Here is an 18,770-nt window from a genome sequence, read left to right as displayed (position 1 = left end):
TGCGATCGTACATCGAGTTCTACAACCGGGAGCGGTTGCACTCCGCGCTCGGTTACCGCTCACCGATCGAGTTTGAACGCCAGTGCAACTAACCAACGGGTGTCCACTTTTGCGTAGGAACTCCCCAGCAACCGCTAAATGGGAAGCCTAATGGATTATCAGGAACGATAGGTTCATTCCAACCAGTGCCACATGTCTTTAGACCGTCTGGGTCGTATCTTGTGATTGGATTATTGACAACATACGAGTACGTATTGATTCCACCTTCAAGACCTATTGGGTCGGAGGTGATGTATCTACCAACTTGTGGGTCGTAGTATCTTGCGTAGTTGTAATACCGCCCCGTCTCCTGATCTTCATACTGCCCCGCGAACCTCAGGGGTTGTGCGAAGTTTACGATGGTCTCACTGGTCTCCCCAAACGCCGTGGCCCGGCCTTGCCAGACGATCTCGTTGGCGAGATCGGTTAATTGTTGCGGGGTGCCCAGATGATCCGTGTGGTAGAACGCGGTGCCTTGTTCGGTAATGGTGTAGACGGGGTCGGTCGTCCAGGTGCCGTCCGGGCGGTAGCCGTAGCGTTGGATGGCTTGGCCGGTGGGGTCGTATTCACCGCTTAGCCCTTCTTGGGTGTAGTGGAAGTAGCGGGTGGTGGTCTGGCCCGGATTCTGTGCATCGGGCAGCGTCTTGGCGATCCGCCGACCCATGGGGTCGTAGACATAGCGGGCGATGAGCGTTGGGGTTTGCGGGTCGGTGAGGTCTTGGATTTCGGCCAGGCGGTTCTCGGCGTTGTAGGTGTAGTGCAGGGTTTGGCCACCGGTCTTGGTTTCTTCGATCAGGTTGCCGTAATTGTCGTATTGGTAGTCGGCCAGCGGGCTCTGGAGGAGCCGGCCGTTGTCGTCGTAGGTCCAGGGGCCGGGTTTGCGGTTGTCACTGGTGCGGTTGCCGTTGGGGTCGTAGGTCCAGCCCTCGGGGGTGGCGGGGGTTTGTGGGTCGGTCGCTTGTGTCAGGCGCTGGCGTTGGTCGTAGTTGTCGTCATAGTGGCCGTGTTCGGTGGCTTTTTGGGTGATGTTGTTGGTGCCGTCGTAGGTATATCCGTAGGCCTGGATGGGGCTGGCATCGGGTTTTTTCGCGGTGATGGCCTGGATGCGCATGCGGTTATCGTAGCTGAAAGAGCGCGTGATGCCGCCGGGCAGGAGCATTTGTTGCGGCTGGCTCCAGCGGTAGTCGCCCTAGGTAATACTGCCGGTGCCGGGCAGTTCCAGGCGGCTCAGGCGATCGGCCGGGTCGCGGAAGTATTCTGTGGTGTAGTCCGTGGGGTCGGTGATCGTTTTGAGGTTGCCGTTGGGGTCGTAGGTTCGGCTGTCGGCGAGGGTGAATACGCCCTAGCAGGCCATTTCGTTTTCGTTGCTTGAGTCAGCCAGGATGGCTTGATCAGCGCTCGCGGAAAACAAAACGGGGCGCCGCGACCATCGCCGACGGCGCCCCACAAGGAGGGGAGACAGGCGCGACGTGACTGCTGACACCACGCCGCATGACACAGCTTCCGGCTTCGGGTCCGTCGCGCGGAGGCTCCAGAGATCAGGCACAGGCCTGTCCGAAACCGGAATACTCGTTCAGACCACGCCGTGAGGACATCGTTCGCGGTCGGGAAAAAGTTTTTGCAAGATGCCGAAACCAGACAGGCTTCAGTATTTTATTTCAATCAGTTACAGATGGTATTTAAAGTTTTGTCATCATGATCCGGCGCTATCCGGCCACATCGACGCGGGCGAACCCGCCCAGCGCCTCGCGAATCTCGGCGAGCGTCGGCGGCCGCGCATCCTGTGGCGCGGCATAGGCGCCATAGCAGCTCATACGCATGACGTCACCGCGCTGCGGCGTCTCGAACCAGAAGTGATAGCCGAGGAAGAGATCGGACGGCGAAGCGTCATCCATCCCCACGCGTACGAAGCGCCCACCCCCGTCATCAGCACCGCGATGAACGACCGCATCAATGAGGTCCTGGACACGCCGGACGCGGAAACTCTGCGCCTCGATTCGCTTGGAGCCGTCGCTCAGCGCGTCGACCTCGAACGCGCAGGTCGGCGCGTACAGGTCGCGACGCTGCTTTTCGACGATGCGCCCGTGCTGCAGGAACACCCGCGCCTGGTCGACGGCGACAGGCAGGGCCTCGGTCAACTCGACCGCGGCGAGCTTCGGACGCTGGCAGCACGGCGTCAGCGAGCCTGCGGCAGCGGTGCCGGCCAGCAGAATCAGCACAGCGGAAATCGGAACAATGGCTTTCATGTGACGCCCTCACCAGTTCGGCAGAAGCAGAGTCCAACACCCGCTAAGACCGGGGCGAGCCGGAAAAGGTTGCGCGGCCCCCTCGACTGGCCGGCCGCGCAGCCGGATTTGACGCCAGCCGTACAATGACAGCAATTCTCACCGGCGTGACGGGAGCCTGCCATGTTTGGAATGCACAAGCGCCTGACCCTGCCCAGCGCCGCCGACGCGCTTCCGGGCCGCGACCAGCCGATCCCGACCGCGACCACCCACTTCGTCAACGGCCGGGCGCTGAAGCCACCCTACCCGGCGGGTCTGGACCGCATGCTGGTCGGCATGGGCTGCTTCTGGGGCGCGGAAAAACGCTTCTGGTCAGTCGACGGCGTGTGGATCACCGCCGTGGGCTATGCGGCCGGACTCACGCCGAACCCGACCTACCGCGAGGTCTGTAGCGGCCAGACCGGCCACAACGAGGTCGTGCTGATCGTGTTCGACCCGAAACGGGTCAGCTACGACGAGCTGCTGCGCGTGTTCTGGGAATCCCACGACCCGACCCAGGGCATGCGTCAGGGCAATGACACCGGCACGCAGTATCGCTCCGGCATCTACACCTATTCCGAGGCACAGCGCCAGGCGGCCGAGGCTTCCCGCCAGCGCTATCAGGCGGCGCTGACGGCGCGCGGTTTCGGCGCCATCACGACCGAGATTCTCGACGCGGGCGAGTTCTACTTCGCCGAGGACTATCACCAGCAATACCTCGCGCAGAACCCGAACGGCTATTGCGGGCTTGGCGGCACCGGCGTCGGCTGTCCGGGCGGACTTGCATGACGCAGGAACCCGCTCGCGCATCCGGGGCCGCAGCCGACGCGACAGCGGTTGCAGTTGCGGGCCAGCACTGGTCCGCACTGGAGCGCCTGCTGGCCCGCTATGGCCTCTTATTTGAAGCGATCCACGGCGATTCAGATTTGCCGGGCAGTCACTGGGGCGACCCCGAAGCCGGCGTCATCGGACACACGGTCTTTGCGCGGCCGACGACCCCCGTGCATTCCGTGCTGCACGAGGCCTGCCACGTCGTGTGCATGGACCGGTCACGACGCGCACGGCTCGACACCGATGCGGGCGGCGACTACGACGAGGAAAACGGCGTGTGCTACCTGCAAATCGTGCTCGCCGACCATGTCGATCACTACGGTCGCGCGCGCTGCGAGCAGGACATGGACGCCTGGGGTTACAGCTTCCGCCTCGGCAGTGCGAGAGCGTGGTTCGAGCAGGATGCACAGGACGCGCGCGAATGGCTGCTTGGCCACAGCCTGATCGACCCTGACAACGCACCGACCTGGCGGCTGCGTGACTGAGATTCGGAGTACACCCATGCACGTCACCATCGTCCACATTCACGTCCTACCTGAGTTCGCTGAAGCGTTCATTGAAGCCTGCCGGCTCAATCACGAGGCATCGACCCGCGAACCCGGCAACCGGCGCTTCGACGTGCTGCGTTCCGCGGACGATCCAGACCGCTTCGTGCTGTATGAGGCCTATGCTTCGGCCGCCGACGCCGCCGCGCACAAACACACCGCGCATTACCTCGCCTGGCGCGAAACGGTCGCGGACTGGATGGTCGAGCCGCGCACGGGCGTTCCCTACCAGGGACTGTATCCCGCCGCATGATCGCGCCGTTTTCCATCGCGCGTCTGCCGCGAATCGAATTTGGCCCCGGCGCGCTGGGGCGCCTGCCGGAGATCGTCCGTCGTTACGGCAGGCGTGCCCTGTTTGTGACCGGCCGACGTTCGTTTGTTGAATCCGAACGCTGGATGAGCCTTCGCACGGCACTGCGTTCGGCCGGCGTGGAGGTCATGCAACTTGGCATCGGCGGCGAACCCTCGCCGGAAGACGTGGACGCTGCCGTCAGCGAATTCGCCGACGCGAACATGGACGTCGTCGTTGGGCTCGGCGGGGGCTCGGCCATGGACGCCGCGAAATGTATCGCCGGGCTGCTGCGCGTCCGGCGATCCGTGCTGGACTACCTCGAAGGCGTGGGACCGGAACTCGCCTACGAAGGCCCGGCCGTACCGCTGGTGTGCGTGCCGACCACTGCGGGCACCGGCAGCGAGGCAACGAAAAACGGCGTGTTGAGCCGCTCCGGACCAGAGGGATTCAAAAAGTCATTCCGGCACGATCGACTCGTCGCCGAATACGCGCTCGTCGATCCGGACCTGCTCGCGAGTTGCCCGCGTGAAGTCATCGCCGCAAACGGCATGGATGCGCTGACCCAGGTGCTCGAATCATTCGTATCCACGCGCGCGAATGCGCTGACGGACGATCTCAACCGTGGCGGTCTGGCCGCCGCGCGCGACGGCCTGCTGCCACTGTTCGATTCGGACGGCGCCGACGCGCCGGCCCGCAGCGCCATGGCCTACTGCGCGCTCATTTCCGGCATCACGCTCGCGCAGACCGGACTGGGCTCCGTGCATGGACTGGCCTCGCCGCTGGGCGCGTTTCACCCGATTCCGCACGGCGTGGTGTGCGGCACGCTCGTGGCCGAGGCCGCGCGCGTGAATCTCGCTGCGCTGCACGATCGTGCGCCGGACTCGCCGGCGCTCACCCGCTATCGCGAGGCGGCCGAAATCCTCTGCGATACGCATTTTGCCGGGCCTGATGCGGCCGAAGCCGCACTGGTCGACCTCCTCGCCGCATGGACCCGGCATCTCCGGCTGCCGGGGCTCGGTCACCATGGTGTGCGGACCGCGGACATCGACCGCATCGTCGCGAACGCGCGCGGCTCGAGCATGAAGACCAATCCCGTTGTGCTCAGCGACCACGAGCTTCACGAACTCGTTGCGGCGCGAATCTGATTCCAGCCGGGAAATCCCTTAACCGGCTGGGAGTGTCCTGTCCCGCGATGATCTATGGAATGACCTTCGCCTTCACGACGCGCCTTACCCTCGAACCGCAGGAACCCTCAGAAACGATAGATAATCGCGGGACAGGACACTAGACTCACGGACGATGGAACCCCGGACCACCCTCCCGCGCGGACTGCGTGTGCTGCTGGCATCCGCGGCATTCGTCGTCATCATTGCGGGGCTGCGTGCCGCCGCGCCGATCGTCGTGCCGTTTCTGCTGGCGATTTTCATCGCGATCGTATTCGCCCCGCCGATGTATTACCTGCGCCAGCGGGGCCTGCCCGCCTGGCTGGCCCTGACGACCGTAATCGTCGGCGTTGCCGCCGCGGGCATCGCGTTCGTTGCACTGGCGGCTTCGACGGTCGACGACTTCATCGCGCGCCTGCCGTCCTATCAGGCACGCGTACAGGCGCAGGCCGGCGTCTGGCTCGCCTGGCTCAACAGCCACGGAATGGAACTGTCGGGCCGCGTCATCGACGAGCACCTGAACCCGGCCCAGGCCTTCAAGCTGGTCGCAAGCCTGCTCAAAAGCCTGGGCGGCATCGCCGCCAACGGCTTCCTGATCCTGCTGACCGTGATCTTCATGCTGACCGAGGCCTCCGGTATTCCGGCCAAGCTCCGGCTGGCACTGAAGGATCCGGGGGCGCGGTTCGAGCGACTCGGGACCTTCCTCGAGCAAGTCAATCACTACATGGCCATCAAGACCTGGGTCAGCGCCGCGACCGGCGCTTTGGTCGCGATCGGTCTCGCGATTCTGAAGGTCGATTTCGCCCTGCTCTGGGGCCTGCTGGCGTTCGCGCTGAACTTCGTGCCGACGATCGGCTCGATCCTCGCCGCCGTGCCGGCCGTACTGCTCGCGCTGGTTCAGCTCGGACCCGCCACAGCGTTGTACGCGACAGGCGTGTTTCTGGGCGCGAATGTGGTGCTGGGCAACATTGTCGAGCCGCGCTTCATGGGTCGCGGCCTGGGCTTGTCGACCCTGGTCGTGTTTCTGTCGCTGGTGTTCTGGGGCTGGGTGCTGGGCCCGGTCGGAATGCTCCTGGCCGTTCCGCTGACCATGACCGTGAAGCTCGCGCTGGATTCAGCGCCGGATACGCGCTGGCTGGCGGTATTGCTGGGTTCGGAGACCGAAGCCCCAACGCCGTCGGCATTTCAGAACCTGAAGAATCGCTACCTGCCGTCGGGTCCGCAGACCCGCGAGTAACGCGAACCGGCGCCAGACCCTCGCCCGGCGCCGTTTGGTGCCATTTCAGCCGCCGCGACGGCGTACCAGCCAAGCGGCCAACGCGCCAGCTGCGATTAGCAGCCAGACGTTGGGCTCGTCGAGCGAGACCGAGGGATCTGGCGTGGCCTGCCCCATAGCGGCACACCAAAGCAGCGAGATGGCGCCGGCCTTCTGCAGGCCGTGACCGGCGTTTACACGCGCTCTTAGCCCTTTCATCGTTTCACCCCCCAACAGGACGCGCGGCGCCCGGTTTGCGACCGCTATCAGGGAGCGTAGTACAAAGTGGCTGGCCCGGCTGTCCGGCCTACCTGGGCTTGTAGCTGAACTTCTGCCCGCCGACGCTGGCCTCGTACATCAAACCACCCTTGGCGACGGTGAAAATCGCCATGCCCTTGTGATAGCCGGCGCTGCTCGTCTTCGCGTTTTCGGTACTGGTGCTGGTCGTCGTGGACGCCCCGGTGGTCGTCGCAGCGGCCGACGCACCCGCCGTGATCCCGACGGCCTGCGCCTGCGCCCCGAATTCGAAGTTGCCGCTGGTGAACTCACGAAACGCCCGGTCGTCCTGGAAGAAGATGATCTGGCTGAACGCCTGCCCGCCGAGCTGGAACCCGATGGTGATCTGCGTCATCGAGGTATCGCCGACGTGCTTGCCATGCTTGTAGATCCGCCCGGAGCCGTGCGCGCCGCCAATGCCCAGGCCGCCCTTGCCGATGGTCGGAAACACCGCATAGCCCACGGCACTGGAAAAGAACCCGCCACTCTCGCCGGCGTTGCGGAAGACGTTGATCGTCGTGTCGTATTCATCGGCCCGGGCCGCCGAAAATGGCACCAGCAGCAGGAACAGGGCCAGGGGAATCCATTTTGTTGGGATCATCTCAATACACCTCGAATGGACGAATCAGTAACGCGAACTGCTCGCGGGCGCCACGCCGAGGGGGGGGGTGCGGGCCACGAGCCAGCCTCCTCCAGTCTAGCGGCACTTCGACGATCCGGATTGACCGGCCAGAGGAATCTCGTCAAGCGTTGGTCGCCGACAAACGCCAATCTGGATTGGATTGATACCGTAACGTGCTGTTTTAAATATCCTTCCTGTAATCCATGCCGTCGCTCTGGCGCATCGCCCGACGCGGGTTTGTCGAACCATGCGGATTGCCGGTATTCACAGTGCTGTTTCACACCCGGACCTGACCGAGCGGCTTGCGCCGCCCGATCGCGCTTGCCGATAATTCGGCGCCCAACCTCTGATTCCACTGACGACGATGCCAGAAGTCACGATCTACAGCACCGCGTTCTGCCCGTACTGCGTTCGCGCAAAGGCCCTGCTTGATTCCAAGGGCGTGAGCTATCGCGAAATCCGGGTCGATCAGGACCATGCACAGATGCGCGTCATGATCGAACGCAGCCGTCGGCGCACCGTGCCGCAGATCTTCATCGACAGTCACCACGTCGGCGGCTACGACGATCTCGCCGCGCTGGATCGAGCCAAGCGACTCGACCCTCTCCTGCAGGGACTCGCCGGCTGAGCACCTGAATGGCCGACCCGCTGGACAAACAGCGGCTGGACAAGTGGCTGTGGGCAGCGCGCTTCTTCAAGACCCGCCAGCTCAGCGTCGCGGCAATCGAAGGCGGAAAGATCCGCGTCGACGGCCAGCGCCCCAAGCCCAGCCGCCTGCTCATCCCCGGCAGCCGCATCACGGTACGCAAGGGTTCGCTCGAATGGCGGGTTACCGTAGCGGCGCTTTCCAAACAACGCGGCTCGGCGGAAATGGCCGCCGGCCTGTACATCGAGGATCCGGACAGTCACGCCGAACGCCAGCGTCTGACTGCCGAGCTTCGCGACGAGCGCGCCAGCGCGCCGGCCGCGGCCCGACCGGGAAAGCGCGATCGGCGGTTGATCCACCGCTTCAAACGCGACTCCACCTGACGCCATGGATGAACAGCAGTACCGGCGCACCTATCGCGAACTCAACCGCCAGCGCTGCGTGTTCGAAAAGGGCATCCTCGCGCGCCAGCTCGACTGCGAATTTGCCGAGCGTTTCTGCCTCGCCGAGCGCGAGGGCGTCGGATGCCAGAGCGCAGCCGGGCTGCGACAGTGCGAACAGGCGCTGGAACTGCTGGCCGAAAACGCACGGTTTGCGCTCGGCATGCTCGCGGCCCCGTCTGCCCTGCCGCACGCAAGGCTCATGAAGCTCCAGGTCGGAGGCTTGCGCGGCATCCAGGCCGCAACCTACGCCGAAGACCCGGAGCCGAAGGTCGACAACATATTCGGCCTTCTGACCGCGGCTCGAACGCGCTTCACGGGGCTCGACGGGATTCCGTTCGACGCCGTGATGCCGTTTGTGGCGGGCTTCAAGGGCCGGCAACACAAGCGCCGCGAACGCGACTGAACGCTCGCCCATCCAGCGCGCGCCACACCGCCGCTCATCACACGGGTACCCGCCAATGAACAGCAAGCAACTGCGGCAGCAGCCGGACATCCAGATCCGTCGCGAACGGATCGCCAACGGCATGGCGACCCTGAAGGGTAACTGCCGGGCCACCGTGCTCTGCATCCCGCGCCACGGCTACGCGACCACGCGCACAACGATCGAAAACCTCTACGCGAACACCGCGGAACCGTTCGTTCTGCTGTATGTGGATATCGCCTCGCCTGCGGTCGTACGCGAGTACCTCGAGGAACAGGCGCGCGAACGCGAGAACTTTTTGCTTGTACGCATCAAGGATTTCGTTTCCCGCCAGACCGCCAGGCTCGTCGTTCTGGACCTGATCACCACGCCCTTCACCGTTTTCCTCGACAACAACATGTTGCTGGCCGACGGCTGGCTGGACGGTCTGATCTCAAGTTCAGAACGCGAAAACGCCGCGGTCGTATCGCCGTTCATCGTGATGCAGGGCGGCAATGTGCACTTCAGCGGCAGCCGCATCGAACGACTTCCGAATGGCCAGTATCGACGTTACCAGACCACCGAAGCCTGCCCGTCCGCGGCACCGCTCGCTTCCGTCACGCCCGAACGCATGGACATTGACTTTGTCGAGAGCCACTGCTGTCTGATGCGCACGGATGCGTACGCCCCGCACATCGAGGAACTCTTCATCGAGGCCATGCACAACGCGCACACGCTGGCCATGGCGAGCTACCAGATGAAAACCCGCCACGGCGCGCGGATGATCATAGAACCGGACGTCGTTGCGAGCATTCTGCCGATCGGTTTCGGCTATGACATTCCATGGCTGTTCGCAAGCTACAACCGACTGGACTGGTTCAGGGCATCCTACGAGGTGCATGAAAAGCTGGCCGGGCGTACTGCGTATTCGGTACTCGACAACCTGCGCTGGCACCGCAAGCACCTGCTCTACCTGTTGTTCAGCATGACCGAGGGTGAGCGGCTCACACGCAACGACCTGCTAGCGGCACACGAAATTCCCACCATGCTGAACGGCTACGACACCCCGGTTCCGCCGCACGCGCGCGGCCAGATCGAGAAGACCGTGCTGCCATGGATCAAACGCAACGCCCCGGAATACCTAGCACGCGCGAAGGCGTGGATCGCAGAGATCGACCGGATCATCGAAAACATTGACGAGATGGAAGCAAGACTCGCCCGCCCCGCCCGCAGTCGTCGCCTGCCAACCCTGCGCTGGCCTGGATTCAGTCGCAGGTCCGCCTGACTCAGAACTCGCGGGCCGTTTGCCCCGCGCTGCGGTGGCGCGGCGATCAACGAACTCGCTGGAAGCGACCGTCAGGGCAAACCGTCAACAACGGTGCCGATGGTGATCCCGTGCGAGGAGAACCAGCCGGCGTTCACTTCGAGTGCATTCAAGGTGTCCACCAAACCGTAGAAACGGTAGTCCCTGCGTCAGAACCGCTCGAGTGTGTACAGATGCAGCTGTTCGGGAGGGATGTTCCGAGCACGCAGGTCGGCGTCGATCCGCTCGCGCAGGCTCTTGGGCACCGTAATGTAGAAGTCTCGACTGGCGGCGTCCGCGTAGCCGTCGAAGATTTCGTCAATCGCCGCGCGCAGATCGAACTGCGCCTCGGACGACAGATTTACCTCCGTGTAGCGAAAGTCGTCCAGGGCATCCGCCCAGGCCCGCACATGGTTGCGCAGATATTGACCGTCGCGCACGGCCGATGCCCAGTACAGATCGATCGGCTGCGCGCATTCCAGCGCGATGGCGTGTTCGACCAGGCTCTGCACAGGTGCAAACCCGGTCTCGAATACGATGAACACCAGCGGTCGCCGGAACGACTCGTCCAGGGTGAAGCTGCCATAGGGGCCGGTGATCGTCACGGCCTCGCCGCGCTTGAGATTGCCGAACACGAGTTCCGTGAACGGATCGTTGTCGATCTTGCGGACATGAATCTGCAGGTTCATGCCGTTGCAGGGGCAACTCGCGACGGCCTTGCGGCGTGGGCCGAGGTCGCGCAGCTTGACGTCGACCTGCTGGCCGGCGAGAAAACGCAGCGTTTTCGAGCGCGGCGTGCGCAGACCCAGCAGGATCAGTCGATCCCCAAGGCGGTCGATGCGCGAGACCCTGGCCTCGATCGTCTGCACCGCGATGTCGGTGTGCGAATGCAGTTCGACCGCCTCGATCGTGCAGTCCCCCAACGGAGCGGTCGAACACATGAGCACGGTGCCGTTCGCCTTTTCCACCTCGCTGAGCGGGTAGTCGTGGTGGCCAATATCACGCGTCTGGCCGGCAATGACGCGCGCGCGGCAATCGCCACAGGTGCCGTTGGCACAGCCATAGCGCAGGTTCAGCCCGGCGCGCAGACCGGCGTCGAGAAAACTGTCCGTGGGCGCCGCCTCAAACGTACGCCCGGTCGGCTGTATCGTTACGGTCGGGCAGTCAATGCACGCCGCTGCGCTGGCCGTTTCGCTCATGCGCCGAGCTGTTGCAGATGGCCGTCGATGCGTTCGACGATCGGCGCGAGGCGCTTGCGCATGACCGTTCCGATCGCCGTGGTCTTGGAGAACACGGGACGTACCACGCCGTAACTCAGGCCCGACAGCACCCGCATGGCGATGAGGCTCGGCCGTTGGTCCGGGAGCGCACCGGCCACCGCATTCCACGATTCTGCAGACGGCGAGCAGGCCCCGTTTCCGGCGATCAGGCCATCGGCCTCGCGCTCGAGGTCATCCAGCGTCGCGTCCGGTGCACCGTCGGGCCGCAGGGCGGCGAAATAGTCGGCAATCACTTCTAACAGAATGTTCACGACATCCTGGTTGCTGGGTTTGGCAAGGATGTGTTCCGCCGTACGGATCCACGCTTGTCCGGATTCCCCCGCCACCCGCAGCAGGGCCTGCGCCACCGGGTTTTCGGCGTGCGCGGGCAGCAGCGCATCGCGCAGTGCCGCGAAATCATCGCGCGCATCATCAGCGTGCGGCATGGCGTCCGGGCGTGCCGCGAGAAAGCCGAGCTGATAGACGCGCTTTTGCTGGGCCTTGCGCCACAGATCGCTGCGTGTGTCGTCATCGAGCAGGCCGTCCTGAAGGATCAGGCGCACGGTGCGGACCTGCGCCTCGGGCTCGGTCTCGAAGGCGAGATGTTCGTTCAGATACTGCGCCAGCACGGACCCCATCGCGCCCGCAACGACGGCCTTGCGTTCGAGCATGCGGCGCGCGTTCTCGGCGTCTTCGCAGGCCCACCACGCGCGCCGCGCGAGTTCGTCGGTCAGCCCCTGCGCACAGACGACGGCGACCACGGCCTCGGGCTCGCCGAGCAGCAGCAACTGATCCAGACTCGAATCGCGCATCTGCCCCATGCGCGTCCAGCGCTGCAAATAGACGGGATAACCTCCCGGGGAACCGAGCACATGGCTAGACAACAGTTCGCGCACGGCGCGCAGGTAGGCCTCGTCACGTGCGTTCGGATGCAGTTCGATCTGGGCCTCGCCCTGATCGGAAAGACCGAACACGGTCATGCTCGGTTCGTGGATGCGGATGGCGAGCGGCTTCGCCGCGAGCAGCACGTTCAGGCGAAAGCTGTCTTCGCTGGTGAGTTCCGCCATGGGCGGGAGGACCGTGGGCTCTGGCCCGCCTCAGCCCAGCGTGTGTCCCGTGCCGGGGCCGGCATCGGGCGGGATGTACTGCGGATCGTTCGGGTTCATGAAGATGAACGTGTGCCGGCCAGGTTCAAGCTCGACATAGTCCATAGTCAGGCCCTGGAGCAGCGGTACGTATTCCGCGGCCATGACGATCTTCACATCCTCGAAACGAACGTCGAGATCGTCGTCCGCCGCCTCGTCGAAGCCCATCAGGTATTCGATTCCGCCATCGGGACGGCGGCGCGCCGCAAGGCGCAGGGCCATGCCCTCGGTACCGGCCTGACGCGCGGCCTCTCGTACCTGGGAAACGGCGGCTTCGGTGAGGTTAATCATGCGTCCGGGGAGCCCTGGCGCGTGCGCAGATCGCGGATGTAGGCGACAAACCGGCGCGGCCAGTCACGGCCACCGACCGCGCGCTGATGCGCGTACGTCGCGAAGATCCGATTATACACCACGCCATCCCGGCGCCCGTCGACGCCGTGTCCACGCAGCACCGTGAAGCCGAAGTGCAGACCATCGGTTGAGTCGACAGCGGCGCTGGAGTGGTGGAACTCATGCGCGCGAACCGGTTCGTGCGCCGCGCCCGATTGCAGGTCCGGCCACGGGAATTCCGGGGTTTCCTCCAGCACCACGTAGCCGCGGCCCTGCGGTCGACGGTGCATGGTGGTGTCCAGCGGCAGCGCGCCGACCATAGCGTGGCGCTGATCGTTCCAGGCGATGGATCGACCCAGATACATCAATCCACCACATTCGGCGTACACCGGCCTGCCAGCGTCGCAGAATGCCCGGATCGCCGCACGCATCTCAGCGTTACGCTCCAGTGCATCCATGCGCATCTCGGGAAATCCCCCGCCGATGAACAGCGCGTCGCAGGCGGGAATCTCGGCCTCGGTCTCCGGATCGAACGGAACCAACTCGGCACCGGCCTGCGCGAAGGCCTCCAGATCATCCGGGTAGTAGAAGCCGAATGCGGCCCCCCGCGCGATGCCGATCCGGACATCCGCGACCGGCTGCGCAGGCAGCGCGGGTTGGACAGGCCAGGAACGCCGCGGCGCGGCGTCGGCGAGCTGTTCGATGGCATCGAGGTCCACGCCATCCGTGACGGCGGCGATGAGCCGCTCGATCTGCTCGCGTGCGATCGCGCTCTCATTGCTCGGAATCAGACCAAGGTGACGCTCGTCGACCGCGAGCGCCGACTGCCGTGCCAGGGCCCCGACTACGGGAAGGTCCGTATAGGTCTCGAGCGCGGCACGCAGCTTGCCTTCATGTCGCGGCCCGCCGACCCGATTGAGGATCACGCCGGCGACCCGGACTGCGGGATCGAACTCCGCGATGCCGCGCACGATTGGCGCGATACCACGCGTCATGCCCGTGGTATCCACAACGAGCAAAACCGGGCAGTCCAGCAGGCGCGCCATTGCCGCGTTGCTGTCGCGTCCATCCAGCGCAACGCCGTCGTGCAGGCCCTTGTTGCCCTCGATCAGGGTGATATCGGCATCCGCGGCACGCTGCGCGTAAAGCGCCTCGATCTCGGCGACTGGCTGGGTATTGAAATCGAGATTCCAGCAGGCCCGGCCCGACGCGGTGGCAAGCCACATGGGGTCAATGAAATCCGGCCCCTTCTTGAAGGTTTGCACCGTCCGGCCGCGTGCGCGCAGCGCGCCGGTCAGTCCAATGGCCAGCATGGTCTTGCCGGAGGACTTGTGGGCGGCGGAGATATACACGCGGGCGTTCACAACCAAGCGCCCAATGGAATATTCGAATGCACGAAGCGACTGGCAAGGGCCGTGTTCATCGGCCCGTCATCGCCGGGTGTCCTCAGGACGCGGCGCGCTCCGCATGATGCGGATCAACGATGGAATCCGCGAGCGACACCGGCGCAAAACGCAGGATTCGCGACGCACCGAGCGTCAGGAACAACGCGACCCCGATACCGCCGAGCCCGAGCAGCACTTCCGGCAGGCTCGGCGCGTATTGCGCGACGACACCGTCGACAAAGCCGGACTCGATGACTTCCTGATTCGGGAAGATGACCAGCGGATAGGCCTGACCGCCGATGATGATCACGTAGATCGCCGCGAAACCACCGATCACGACCAGCGCGGCGGCGAGCGACACGATCGCACGCGACCGACTCCAGGTCGGATGAAACAGCAGCGCCAGCGGCACCAGCGATCCGAGCAGCACCTGCCCGGCCCAGAATACGAACGTGTAGATGCCGCCATCGCGCAGGATGAAGGCCTCGACGCCATGGTGTTCCGTCGCGTACAGGTTCGTCACGTGATAGATCGCAACGACGAACAGCACGGCCGCGACAAACACGCCGAGCAGGTTTTTGAGCCGCGCGACCAGCGCATCGCCGATCGGACGACCGGCCGCACCATAGAGCACCAGCGTCACGAGCATGAAAATGGCCAGCCCGAACGAAAACGACATCAGTATGAACAGCGGCGCCATGATCGCCGCATCGTAGGCCTGACGCGCAACGAGGAACCCGAAGATCGAACCCGTACCGGTGGTCAGGATCAGTCGCCAACCGAACGCAAGGAATCCGGCCGGTCGGTAATAGCGCGCCAGGCTCTTCTGGAACATCGTCCACAGGTACAACACGGTTACCGCCATGAATCCCGTGTAGAGGAAAATGTTCCAGGCAAAGATCGACTTGAAATTGTAGCTCGTCATCGCAACGATCAGGCGATCGGGCCGGCCCAGATCGAGCACCAGCACCAGAAGCCCGCCCACCAGCAATGCAATCGCCATCAATGCAGAAAGCCGGGCCAGCGGCTGGTACATCGTGCGACCGAACACAGTGCCGATCGACGCCACGTTCAGGGCGCCCGAGGCCGCCACGATCAAAAATACCGCGAACACGTGCGGCGTGCCCCAGACCACCTGGTTGTTCATCCCGGTCACCCAGTGGCCGTGATGTTCCATGTACAGTGCCGCCCCGCCGCCAACGGCAATCAGCGCGGCGAGCACCGCCAGCATCAGCCAGTAGGCGCGCGCGGGAACATCTACGAGTTCGCGAAAATGGACCTTCGTTTTCATCGTCGGCTCAGATTTCTTGCGTGGATCAAACGCCCGAGTAACGCACGCCCTGATTCAGGCCCAGATCCGCGCGCAGCTGGCGGCTCGGGTTCTCGCGCATGCGCCGCGAAACTTCGCTGTTCGGATCGTTGAGATCGCCGAAAGTGATCGCTTCGTGACCCTCGGCCTTGCAGGCCTGCGTGCACGCCGTGGTCGCGTGACCCGCATCCAGCTTGTGCACGCAGAGGGTGCAACTCGTCACGCAACCCTTGCCGCGCGGCGCCTGCGTCACCTGGTTCTCTACGGTCTCGTGCACAAACGAACGCGCCTTGAACGGGCACGCCATCATGCAGTAGCGGCAACCGATGCAGGTGTGCATGTTGACCAGCACGACACCATCCGCACGACGCATGGATGCACCGGTCGGGCAGACATCCACACACGGCGCCGTCTCGCAATGCTGACAAAGCATGGGCAGCGTCGTGACGCGCTGGGTCTGACGGTCACGAACGCGAACCTTGCGAATCCAGCGCACGTCGATATCCGGATTGTCCTGATCGGTCAGGCCGTTTTCCCTGTCGCAGGCCGACACGCAGGCATCGCAGCCATCCGCGCATTTGGCGGCGTCGATCAGCATGCCCCAGCGCACCTTCGAGGTCACCGGATCGCCCGGTCTGCGAGCCTGAACAGGAAGGGCCACGAGCATGGCGCCGGACACGCCGCCCACCGCCGCCGCAGCCGCACTGGCCACAAATCGACGGCGCGAAACGCTGGTTTCGTTCACGTCTGTCATCGTTCAGCCCCGTTCGTGATGCCCCAGTTGAACAGGTTTTTGGGCTCAGTCGTCTCGGACACGGGCACAGACTCGGATGCGAGCAGCGGCTCCTGCAGAACCGGTTCCAACACCAAATCTGACTGTACTGCATGACCGTCGGCAAGCTGCTGCTTGCGCGGCACCGTCGCATGGCACTGGAAACAATCCAGCGATACGCCGGCGCTCTTGTGACAGGCACCGCAGAACTGATCATCGCGATTGATCGCAACATACCCACCCGATGGGGCCCCTTGCACATGGCAGTCGATGCAGTTCGCGAGGCTGTGCTTTCTTGTACGTACGCCGTGGATCACGGTTGCGTCGCGCTGATGCAACAGGTACTCCATGTGGTTGCGACGCATATCCGACGTCGGCTCCACACATTCCTGCAGCCCTGACGCCTTCGAGTTGCCGAACAAATCCGGCAGTTCGCCGGCAGCCGCGAGCCCGGAAAACGCCAGAAGGACCGGCAACGACCAGCGCGCGGCAATTGACGCGAACCAACGCATGTTGTTACTCGCCGAGCCCCATCTTGATGTAGCCGGTCGGGCACACGTCCGCGCAGATATGACAGCCGATGCAGCGGTTGTAGTCCGTTGCGACGTAGCGGCCGGTGGTCTGCTGGCCCTTCTTGACGCGGTAGACGGCCGTCTGCGGGCAAAAAATCACGCAGTTGTCGCACTCGAAGCACATTCCGCAGCTCATGCAGCGCTTGGCTTCTTCAACGGCCTGTTCGGTCTGTAGACCGATCAGTCGCTCGGCAAAGTGACCCAGCACCTGCTCGGAGGTCGGCACGTCTTCGGAACGCTTCAGACGCGGCGTGTAGGCGAAATGCCCGAGGAACAGCTCGTCGGCCGGGATGATCTCCTGGCCCGAACGATCCTCGTAGTTGTGCACCGCGCGGTTGTCGTCCGAAGTGCCACGCAATTCGTCCGGCGTGACTTCGGGACTGAAGGAGTCAGGTTCGAGATGGGCTTCCTTGAGCTTCTCCAGCAGGTTGAAGTGATGCACGTCAACCTTGGGACGACGACGATGTTCCTGCCCCTTGAAGTACTCGTTGATGCTGTCCGCCGCGATGGACGCCTGGCCGATCGCCGTGGTCAGCAGGTGCGGACGAATGATGTCGCCGCAAACGAAATGCCCGGCCTTGCCCGGCACCTGATAGAAGGAATCCGAATCGATCAGGCCGCGACCGTTGTCGAGGCCCTCGATTCCCTGCATGTCGCCGCCCTGCCCGATCGCGGAGACAACCAGATCAGCCTCGACGACGAATTCAGTGCCCTCGGTCGGAACCGGGCGCCCGCCCTCCATCGTGCACTTGGTCATTTTGAGACCAACCGCACGGCCGTCCTTCAGCATGACTTCGACCGGCATCACGCCGGTCAGAATCGTCACGCCTTCGGTCAGGGCGTCGTGAACCTCGTGATCCGCCGCGGTCATCTGCTCGCGAGCGAACAGCGAAGTCAGCGTGACGGTCGCACCCTCGCGCGCCGCTGCGTAAGCGGCATCGTGGGCGGTGAAGCCATGCACCACGGCTTCGGCACGTTCGCGTTCGTTGATGTTCTTGATGTGACCCAGACGACGCGCAACCGATACGACGTCGATCGAGGTATCGCCGCCACCGACGCACACAACCTTCTCCGCCGTGACCTGCAGGCGACCCTCATTGAAGGCGCGCAGGAAGGCCACGCCGGAAACGCAGTTCGGCGTATCGTTCCAGCCTGGCACCGGCAGACCGCGACCGGTCTGACAACCGATCGACCACAGCACCGCATCGAAATCCCTCTCCAGGTCTTCAACCGTGACGTCGGAACCAACGCGCGTGGAGGTGCGAACTTCGATACCACCGAGATCGAGAATGCGGTTGATCTCGCCGTCGAGGAATTCACGCGGCGTGCGGTAACCGGGGATGCCGTAACGCATCATCCCGCCGAGCTCGGCGTGATCATCAAAAATGGTGCTGGCGTGACCCTTGCGACGCAGCTGATAGGCCGCTGCCATGCCGGCGGGCCCGCCGCCGATGATCGCAACCTTCTTGCCTGAAAGCGGTGGCGCCTCCGGGAACTTGAAACCTTCGTTCAGCGCATTGTCGCCGATGAACTGCTCGACAGCGTTGATGCCGACGTAGTCCTCGACCTCGTTGCGGTTGCAGCCGTCCTGGCACGGCGCCGGGCACACGCGGCCCATCTGCGACGGAAACGGGTTGGCGTCGGTCGAACGCAGGAAGGCATATTCCTGCCAGCTGATGCCCTCCGGCGGCGCTTCCATACCGCGGACGATGCCAAGCCAGCCGCGGATGTCCTCGCCCGACGGACAGCTGCCCTGACAGGGCGGCGTCTTGTGGATGTAGGTCGGACACTTATGCGAGGAATCCTGGTTGAAGATCTGTGCAGTCAGATCGTCCCAGTCATGATCACCGTCTTCAAAACGGCGCCAGGTCAGTTTGGTCGTCATCTCGTCGCTGGACGTAGCCATCGTGCTCCCCTCG

General features: G+C 64.0%; 23 protein-coding genes. 10 read left to right on the top strand and 13 right to left on the bottom strand.

Annotated features, from left to right (window positions below):
* Positions 1-92: IS3 family transposase (locus KDG50_15295; GenBank protein ID MCB1866783.1), on the top strand; the 92-nt coding region annotated here is incomplete at its 5' end.
* Here KDG50_15295 and KDG50_15290 read toward each other — a convergent pair.
* The 3 genes from KDG50_15290 to KDG50_15280 all read right to left on the bottom strand — a co-directional run bounded on the left by KDG50_15290 (position 89) and on the right by KDG50_15280 (position 2,285).
* Positions 89-1,198, bottom strand: a complete 1,110-nt coding sequence (locus tag KDG50_15290; protein ID MCB1866782.1) for an RHS domain-containing protein — start codon at positions 1,196-1,198, stop codon at positions 89-91. The two genes, KDG50_15295 and KDG50_15290, sit on opposite strands and share 4 nt — an antisense overlap.
* A gap of 30 nt (positions 1,199-1,228) precedes the next feature.
* Complete coding sequence (locus KDG50_15285; protein MCB1866781.1) at positions 1,229-1,324, bottom strand: hypothetical protein; 96 nt, start codon at positions 1,322-1,324, stop codon at positions 1,229-1,231.
* A gap of 421 nt (positions 1,325-1,745) precedes the next feature.
* On the bottom strand, positions 1,746-2,285 hold the full coding sequence (locus KDG50_15280; GenBank protein MCB1866780.1) for a hypothetical protein: 540 nt from the start codon (positions 2,283-2,285) through the stop codon (positions 1,746-1,748).
* A gap of 162 nt (positions 2,286-2,447) precedes the next feature.
* Here KDG50_15280 and msrA point away from each other — a divergent pair, with 162 nt between their 5' ends.
* From msrA to KDG50_15255, 5 genes are all read left to right on the top strand, one after another.
* Positions 2,448-3,092 (top strand): peptide-methionine (S)-S-oxide reductase MsrA, encoded by a 645-nt coding sequence (gene msrA, locus KDG50_15275; protein MCB1866779.1) that lies wholly within the window; start codon positions 2,448-2,450, stop codon positions 3,090-3,092.
* 77 nt (positions 3,093-3,169) lie between these two features.
* A complete protein-coding gene (locus KDG50_15270) occupies positions 3,170-3,619 on the top strand; it encodes a hypothetical protein (protein ID MCB1866778.1) in 450 nt (149 codons plus the stop codon).
* 16 nt (positions 3,620-3,635) lie between these two features.
* Complete coding sequence (locus tag KDG50_15265) at positions 3,636-3,932, top strand: antibiotic biosynthesis monooxygenase (GenBank protein MCB1866777.1); 297 nt, start codon at positions 3,636-3,638, stop codon at positions 3,930-3,932.
* Positions 3,929-5,116, top strand: coding sequence for an iron-containing alcohol dehydrogenase (locus KDG50_15260; protein MCB1866776.1), 1,188 nt, complete (start codon positions 3,929-3,931; stop codon positions 5,114-5,116). The genes KDG50_15265 and KDG50_15260 overlap by 4 nt, the downstream gene beginning before the upstream one ends.
* A gap of 154 nt (positions 5,117-5,270) precedes the next feature.
* Entirely contained in the window at positions 5,271-6,371 is a 1,101-nt protein-coding gene (locus KDG50_15255) for an AI-2E family transporter (GenBank protein MCB1866775.1), read from the top strand.
* Positions 6,372-6,416: 45 nt separating this feature from the next.
* Here the strand turns inward: KDG50_15255 and KDG50_15250 are convergent, their stop codons facing one another.
* Both KDG50_15250 and KDG50_15245 read right to left on the bottom strand, forming a co-directional pair.
* Positions 6,417-6,608 carry a hypothetical protein gene (locus KDG50_15250; GenBank protein ID MCB1866774.1) on the bottom strand — a complete coding sequence of 64 codons (192 nt, stop codon included), beginning with the start codon at positions 6,606-6,608 and terminating at the stop codon, positions 6,417-6,419.
* Positions 6,609-6,696: 88 nt separating this feature from the next.
* On the bottom strand, positions 6,697-7,266 hold the full coding sequence (locus tag KDG50_15245; GenBank protein MCB1866773.1) for a hypothetical protein: 570 nt from the start codon (positions 7,264-7,266) through the stop codon (positions 6,697-6,699).
* A 385-nt stretch (positions 7,267-7,651) separates the two neighbouring features.
* Here KDG50_15245 and grxC point away from each other — a divergent pair, with 385 nt between their 5' ends.
* The 4 genes from grxC to KDG50_15225 are packed head-to-tail and all read left to right on the top strand — an operon-like array spanning position 7,652 to position 10,061.
* Positions 7,652-7,915, top strand: a complete 264-nt coding sequence (gene grxC, locus KDG50_15240; protein ID MCB1866772.1) for a glutaredoxin 3 — start codon at positions 7,652-7,654, stop codon at positions 7,913-7,915.
* An 8-nt stretch (positions 7,916-7,923) separates the two neighbouring features.
* Positions 7,924-8,316: an RNA-binding S4 domain-containing protein gene (locus KDG50_15235; GenBank protein MCB1866771.1), complete on the top strand. Its 393-nt coding sequence runs from the start codon at positions 7,924-7,926 to the stop codon at positions 8,314-8,316.
* Positions 8,317-8,320: 4 nt separating this feature from the next.
* A complete protein-coding gene (locus KDG50_15230) occupies positions 8,321-8,779 on the top strand; it encodes a hypothetical protein (GenBank protein MCB1866770.1) in 459 nt (152 codons plus the stop codon).
* A gap of 55 nt (positions 8,780-8,834) precedes the next feature.
* Positions 8,835-10,061, top strand: coding sequence for a glycosyltransferase (locus tag KDG50_15225; protein ID MCB1866769.1), 1,227 nt, complete (start codon positions 8,835-8,837; stop codon positions 10,059-10,061).
* A gap of 188 nt (positions 10,062-10,249) precedes the next feature.
* Here KDG50_15225 and KDG50_15220 read toward each other — a convergent pair whose 3' ends face one another.
* The 8 genes from KDG50_15220 to KDG50_15185 form a co-directional block, all read right to left on the bottom strand.
* Complete coding sequence (locus tag KDG50_15220; GenBank protein ID MCB1866768.1) at positions 10,250-11,278, bottom strand: 2Fe-2S iron-sulfur cluster binding domain-containing protein; 1,029 nt, start codon at positions 11,276-11,278, stop codon at positions 10,250-10,252.
* Positions 11,275-12,405 carry a sulfur reduction protein DsrS gene (locus tag KDG50_15215; GenBank protein MCB1866767.1) on the bottom strand — a complete coding sequence of 377 codons (1,131 nt, stop codon included), beginning with the start codon at positions 12,403-12,405 and terminating at the stop codon, positions 11,275-11,277. The genes KDG50_15220 and KDG50_15215 overlap by 4 nt, the downstream gene beginning before the upstream one ends.
* A gap of 30 nt (positions 12,406-12,435) precedes the next feature.
* Positions 12,436-12,774: an iron-sulfur cluster assembly accessory protein gene (locus KDG50_15210; protein ID MCB1866766.1), complete on the bottom strand. Its 339-nt coding sequence runs from the start codon at positions 12,772-12,774 to the stop codon at positions 12,436-12,438.
* A complete protein-coding gene (locus tag KDG50_15205) occupies positions 12,771-14,126 on the bottom strand; it encodes a cobyrinate a,c-diamide synthase (protein ID MCB1866765.1) in 1,356 nt (451 codons plus the stop codon). Before KDG50_15205 ends, KDG50_15210 begins: the two co-directional genes overlap by 4 nt.
* Positions 14,127-14,259: 133 nt before the next feature.
* A complete protein-coding gene (nrfD, locus tag KDG50_15200; GenBank protein MCB1866764.1) occupies positions 14,260-15,489 on the bottom strand; it encodes a polysulfide reductase NrfD in 1,230 nt (409 codons plus the stop codon).
* 25 nt (positions 15,490-15,514) lie between these two features.
* The gene (locus tag KDG50_15195) at positions 15,515-16,261 is read right to left on the bottom strand and encodes a 4Fe-4S dicluster domain-containing protein (GenBank protein MCB1866763.1); all 747 of its coding nucleotides are present in this window, start codon (positions 16,259-16,261) and stop codon (positions 15,515-15,517) included.
* Positions 16,258-16,791, bottom strand: a complete 534-nt coding sequence (locus KDG50_15190; GenBank protein MCB1866762.1) for a hypothetical protein — start codon at positions 16,789-16,791, stop codon at positions 16,258-16,260. Before KDG50_15190 ends, KDG50_15195 begins: the two co-directional genes overlap by 4 nt.
* Positions 16,792-16,795: 4 nt before the next feature.
* Positions 16,796-18,757, bottom strand: a complete 1,962-nt coding sequence (locus KDG50_15185) for an NAD(P)-binding protein (protein ID MCB1866761.1) — start codon at positions 18,755-18,757, stop codon at positions 16,796-16,798.
* Between the last annotated feature and the right edge of the window lie 13 nt (positions 18,758-18,770).

Source organism: Chromatiales bacterium, assembly GCA_020445605.1.
GTDB lineage: Bacteria > Pseudomonadota > Gammaproteobacteria > JAGRGH01 > JAGRGH01 > JAGRGH01.
Note: the sequence above shows the minus strand (reverse complement) of the source record. Positions and strands in the feature narration are given on the sequence as shown.

Coding starts and splice junctions, on each gene's coding strand:
- KDG50_15250 (MCB1866774.1), bottom strand. CDS start 6,608: ATGAAAGGGCTAAGAGCGCGTGTAAACGCCGGTCACGGCCTGCAGAAG.
- KDG50_15220 (MCB1866768.1), bottom strand. CDS start 11,278: ATGAGCGAAACGGCCAGCGCAGCGGCGTGCATTGACTGCCCGACCGTA.
- KDG50_15245 (MCB1866773.1), bottom strand. CDS start 7,266: ATGATCCCAACAAAATGGATTCCCCTGGCCCTGTTCCTGCTGCTGGTG.
- KDG50_15230 (MCB1866770.1), top strand. CDS start 8,321: ATGGATGAACAGCAGTACCGGCGCACCTATCGCGAACTCAACCGCCAG.
- nrfD (MCB1866764.1), bottom strand. CDS start 15,489: ATGAAAACGAAGGTCCATTTTCGCGAACTCGTAGATGTTCCCGCGCGC.
- msrA (MCB1866779.1), top strand. CDS start 2,448: ATGTTTGGAATGCACAAGCGCCTGACCCTGCCCAGCGCCGCCGACGCG.
- KDG50_15265 (MCB1866777.1), top strand. CDS start 3,636: ATGCACGTCACCATCGTCCACATTCACGTCCTACCTGAGTTCGCTGAA.
- KDG50_15185 (MCB1866761.1), bottom strand. CDS start 18,757: ATGGCTACGTCCAGCGACGAGATGACGACCAAACTGACCTGGCGCCGT.
- KDG50_15255 (MCB1866775.1), top strand. CDS start 5,271: ATGGAACCCCGGACCACCCTCCCGCGCGGACTGCGTGTGCTGCTGGCA.
- KDG50_15195 (MCB1866763.1), bottom strand. CDS start 16,261: ATGACAGACGTGAACGAAACCAGCGTTTCGCGCCGTCGATTTGTGGCC.
- KDG50_15205 (MCB1866765.1), bottom strand. CDS start 14,126: ATGCTGGCCATTGGACTGACCGGCGCGCTGCGCGCACGCGGCCGGACG.
- KDG50_15280 (MCB1866780.1), bottom strand. CDS start 2,285: ATGAAAGCCATTGTTCCGATTTCCGCTGTGCTGATTCTGCTGGCCGGC.
- KDG50_15210 (MCB1866766.1), bottom strand. CDS start 12,774: ATGATTAACCTCACCGAAGCCGCCGTTTCCCAGGTACGAGAGGCCGCG.
- KDG50_15190 (MCB1866762.1), bottom strand. CDS start 16,791: ATGCGTTGGTTCGCGTCAATTGCCGCGCGCTGGTCGTTGCCGGTCCTT.
- KDG50_15225 (MCB1866769.1), top strand. CDS start 8,835: ATGAACAGCAAGCAACTGCGGCAGCAGCCGGACATCCAGATCCGTCGC.
- grxC (MCB1866772.1), top strand. CDS start 7,652: ATGCCAGAAGTCACGATCTACAGCACCGCGTTCTGCCCGTACTGCGTT.
- KDG50_15290 (MCB1866782.1), bottom strand. CDS start 1,198: ATGCTCCTGCCCGGCGGCATCACGCGCTCTTTCAGCTACGATAACCGC.
- KDG50_15260 (MCB1866776.1), top strand. CDS start 3,929: ATGATCGCGCCGTTTTCCATCGCGCGTCTGCCGCGAATCGAATTTGGC.
- KDG50_15215 (MCB1866767.1), bottom strand. CDS start 12,405: ATGGCGGAACTCACCAGCGAAGACAGCTTTCGCCTGAACGTGCTGCTC.
- KDG50_15235 (MCB1866771.1), top strand. CDS start 7,924: ATGGCCGACCCGCTGGACAAACAGCGGCTGGACAAGTGGCTGTGGGCA.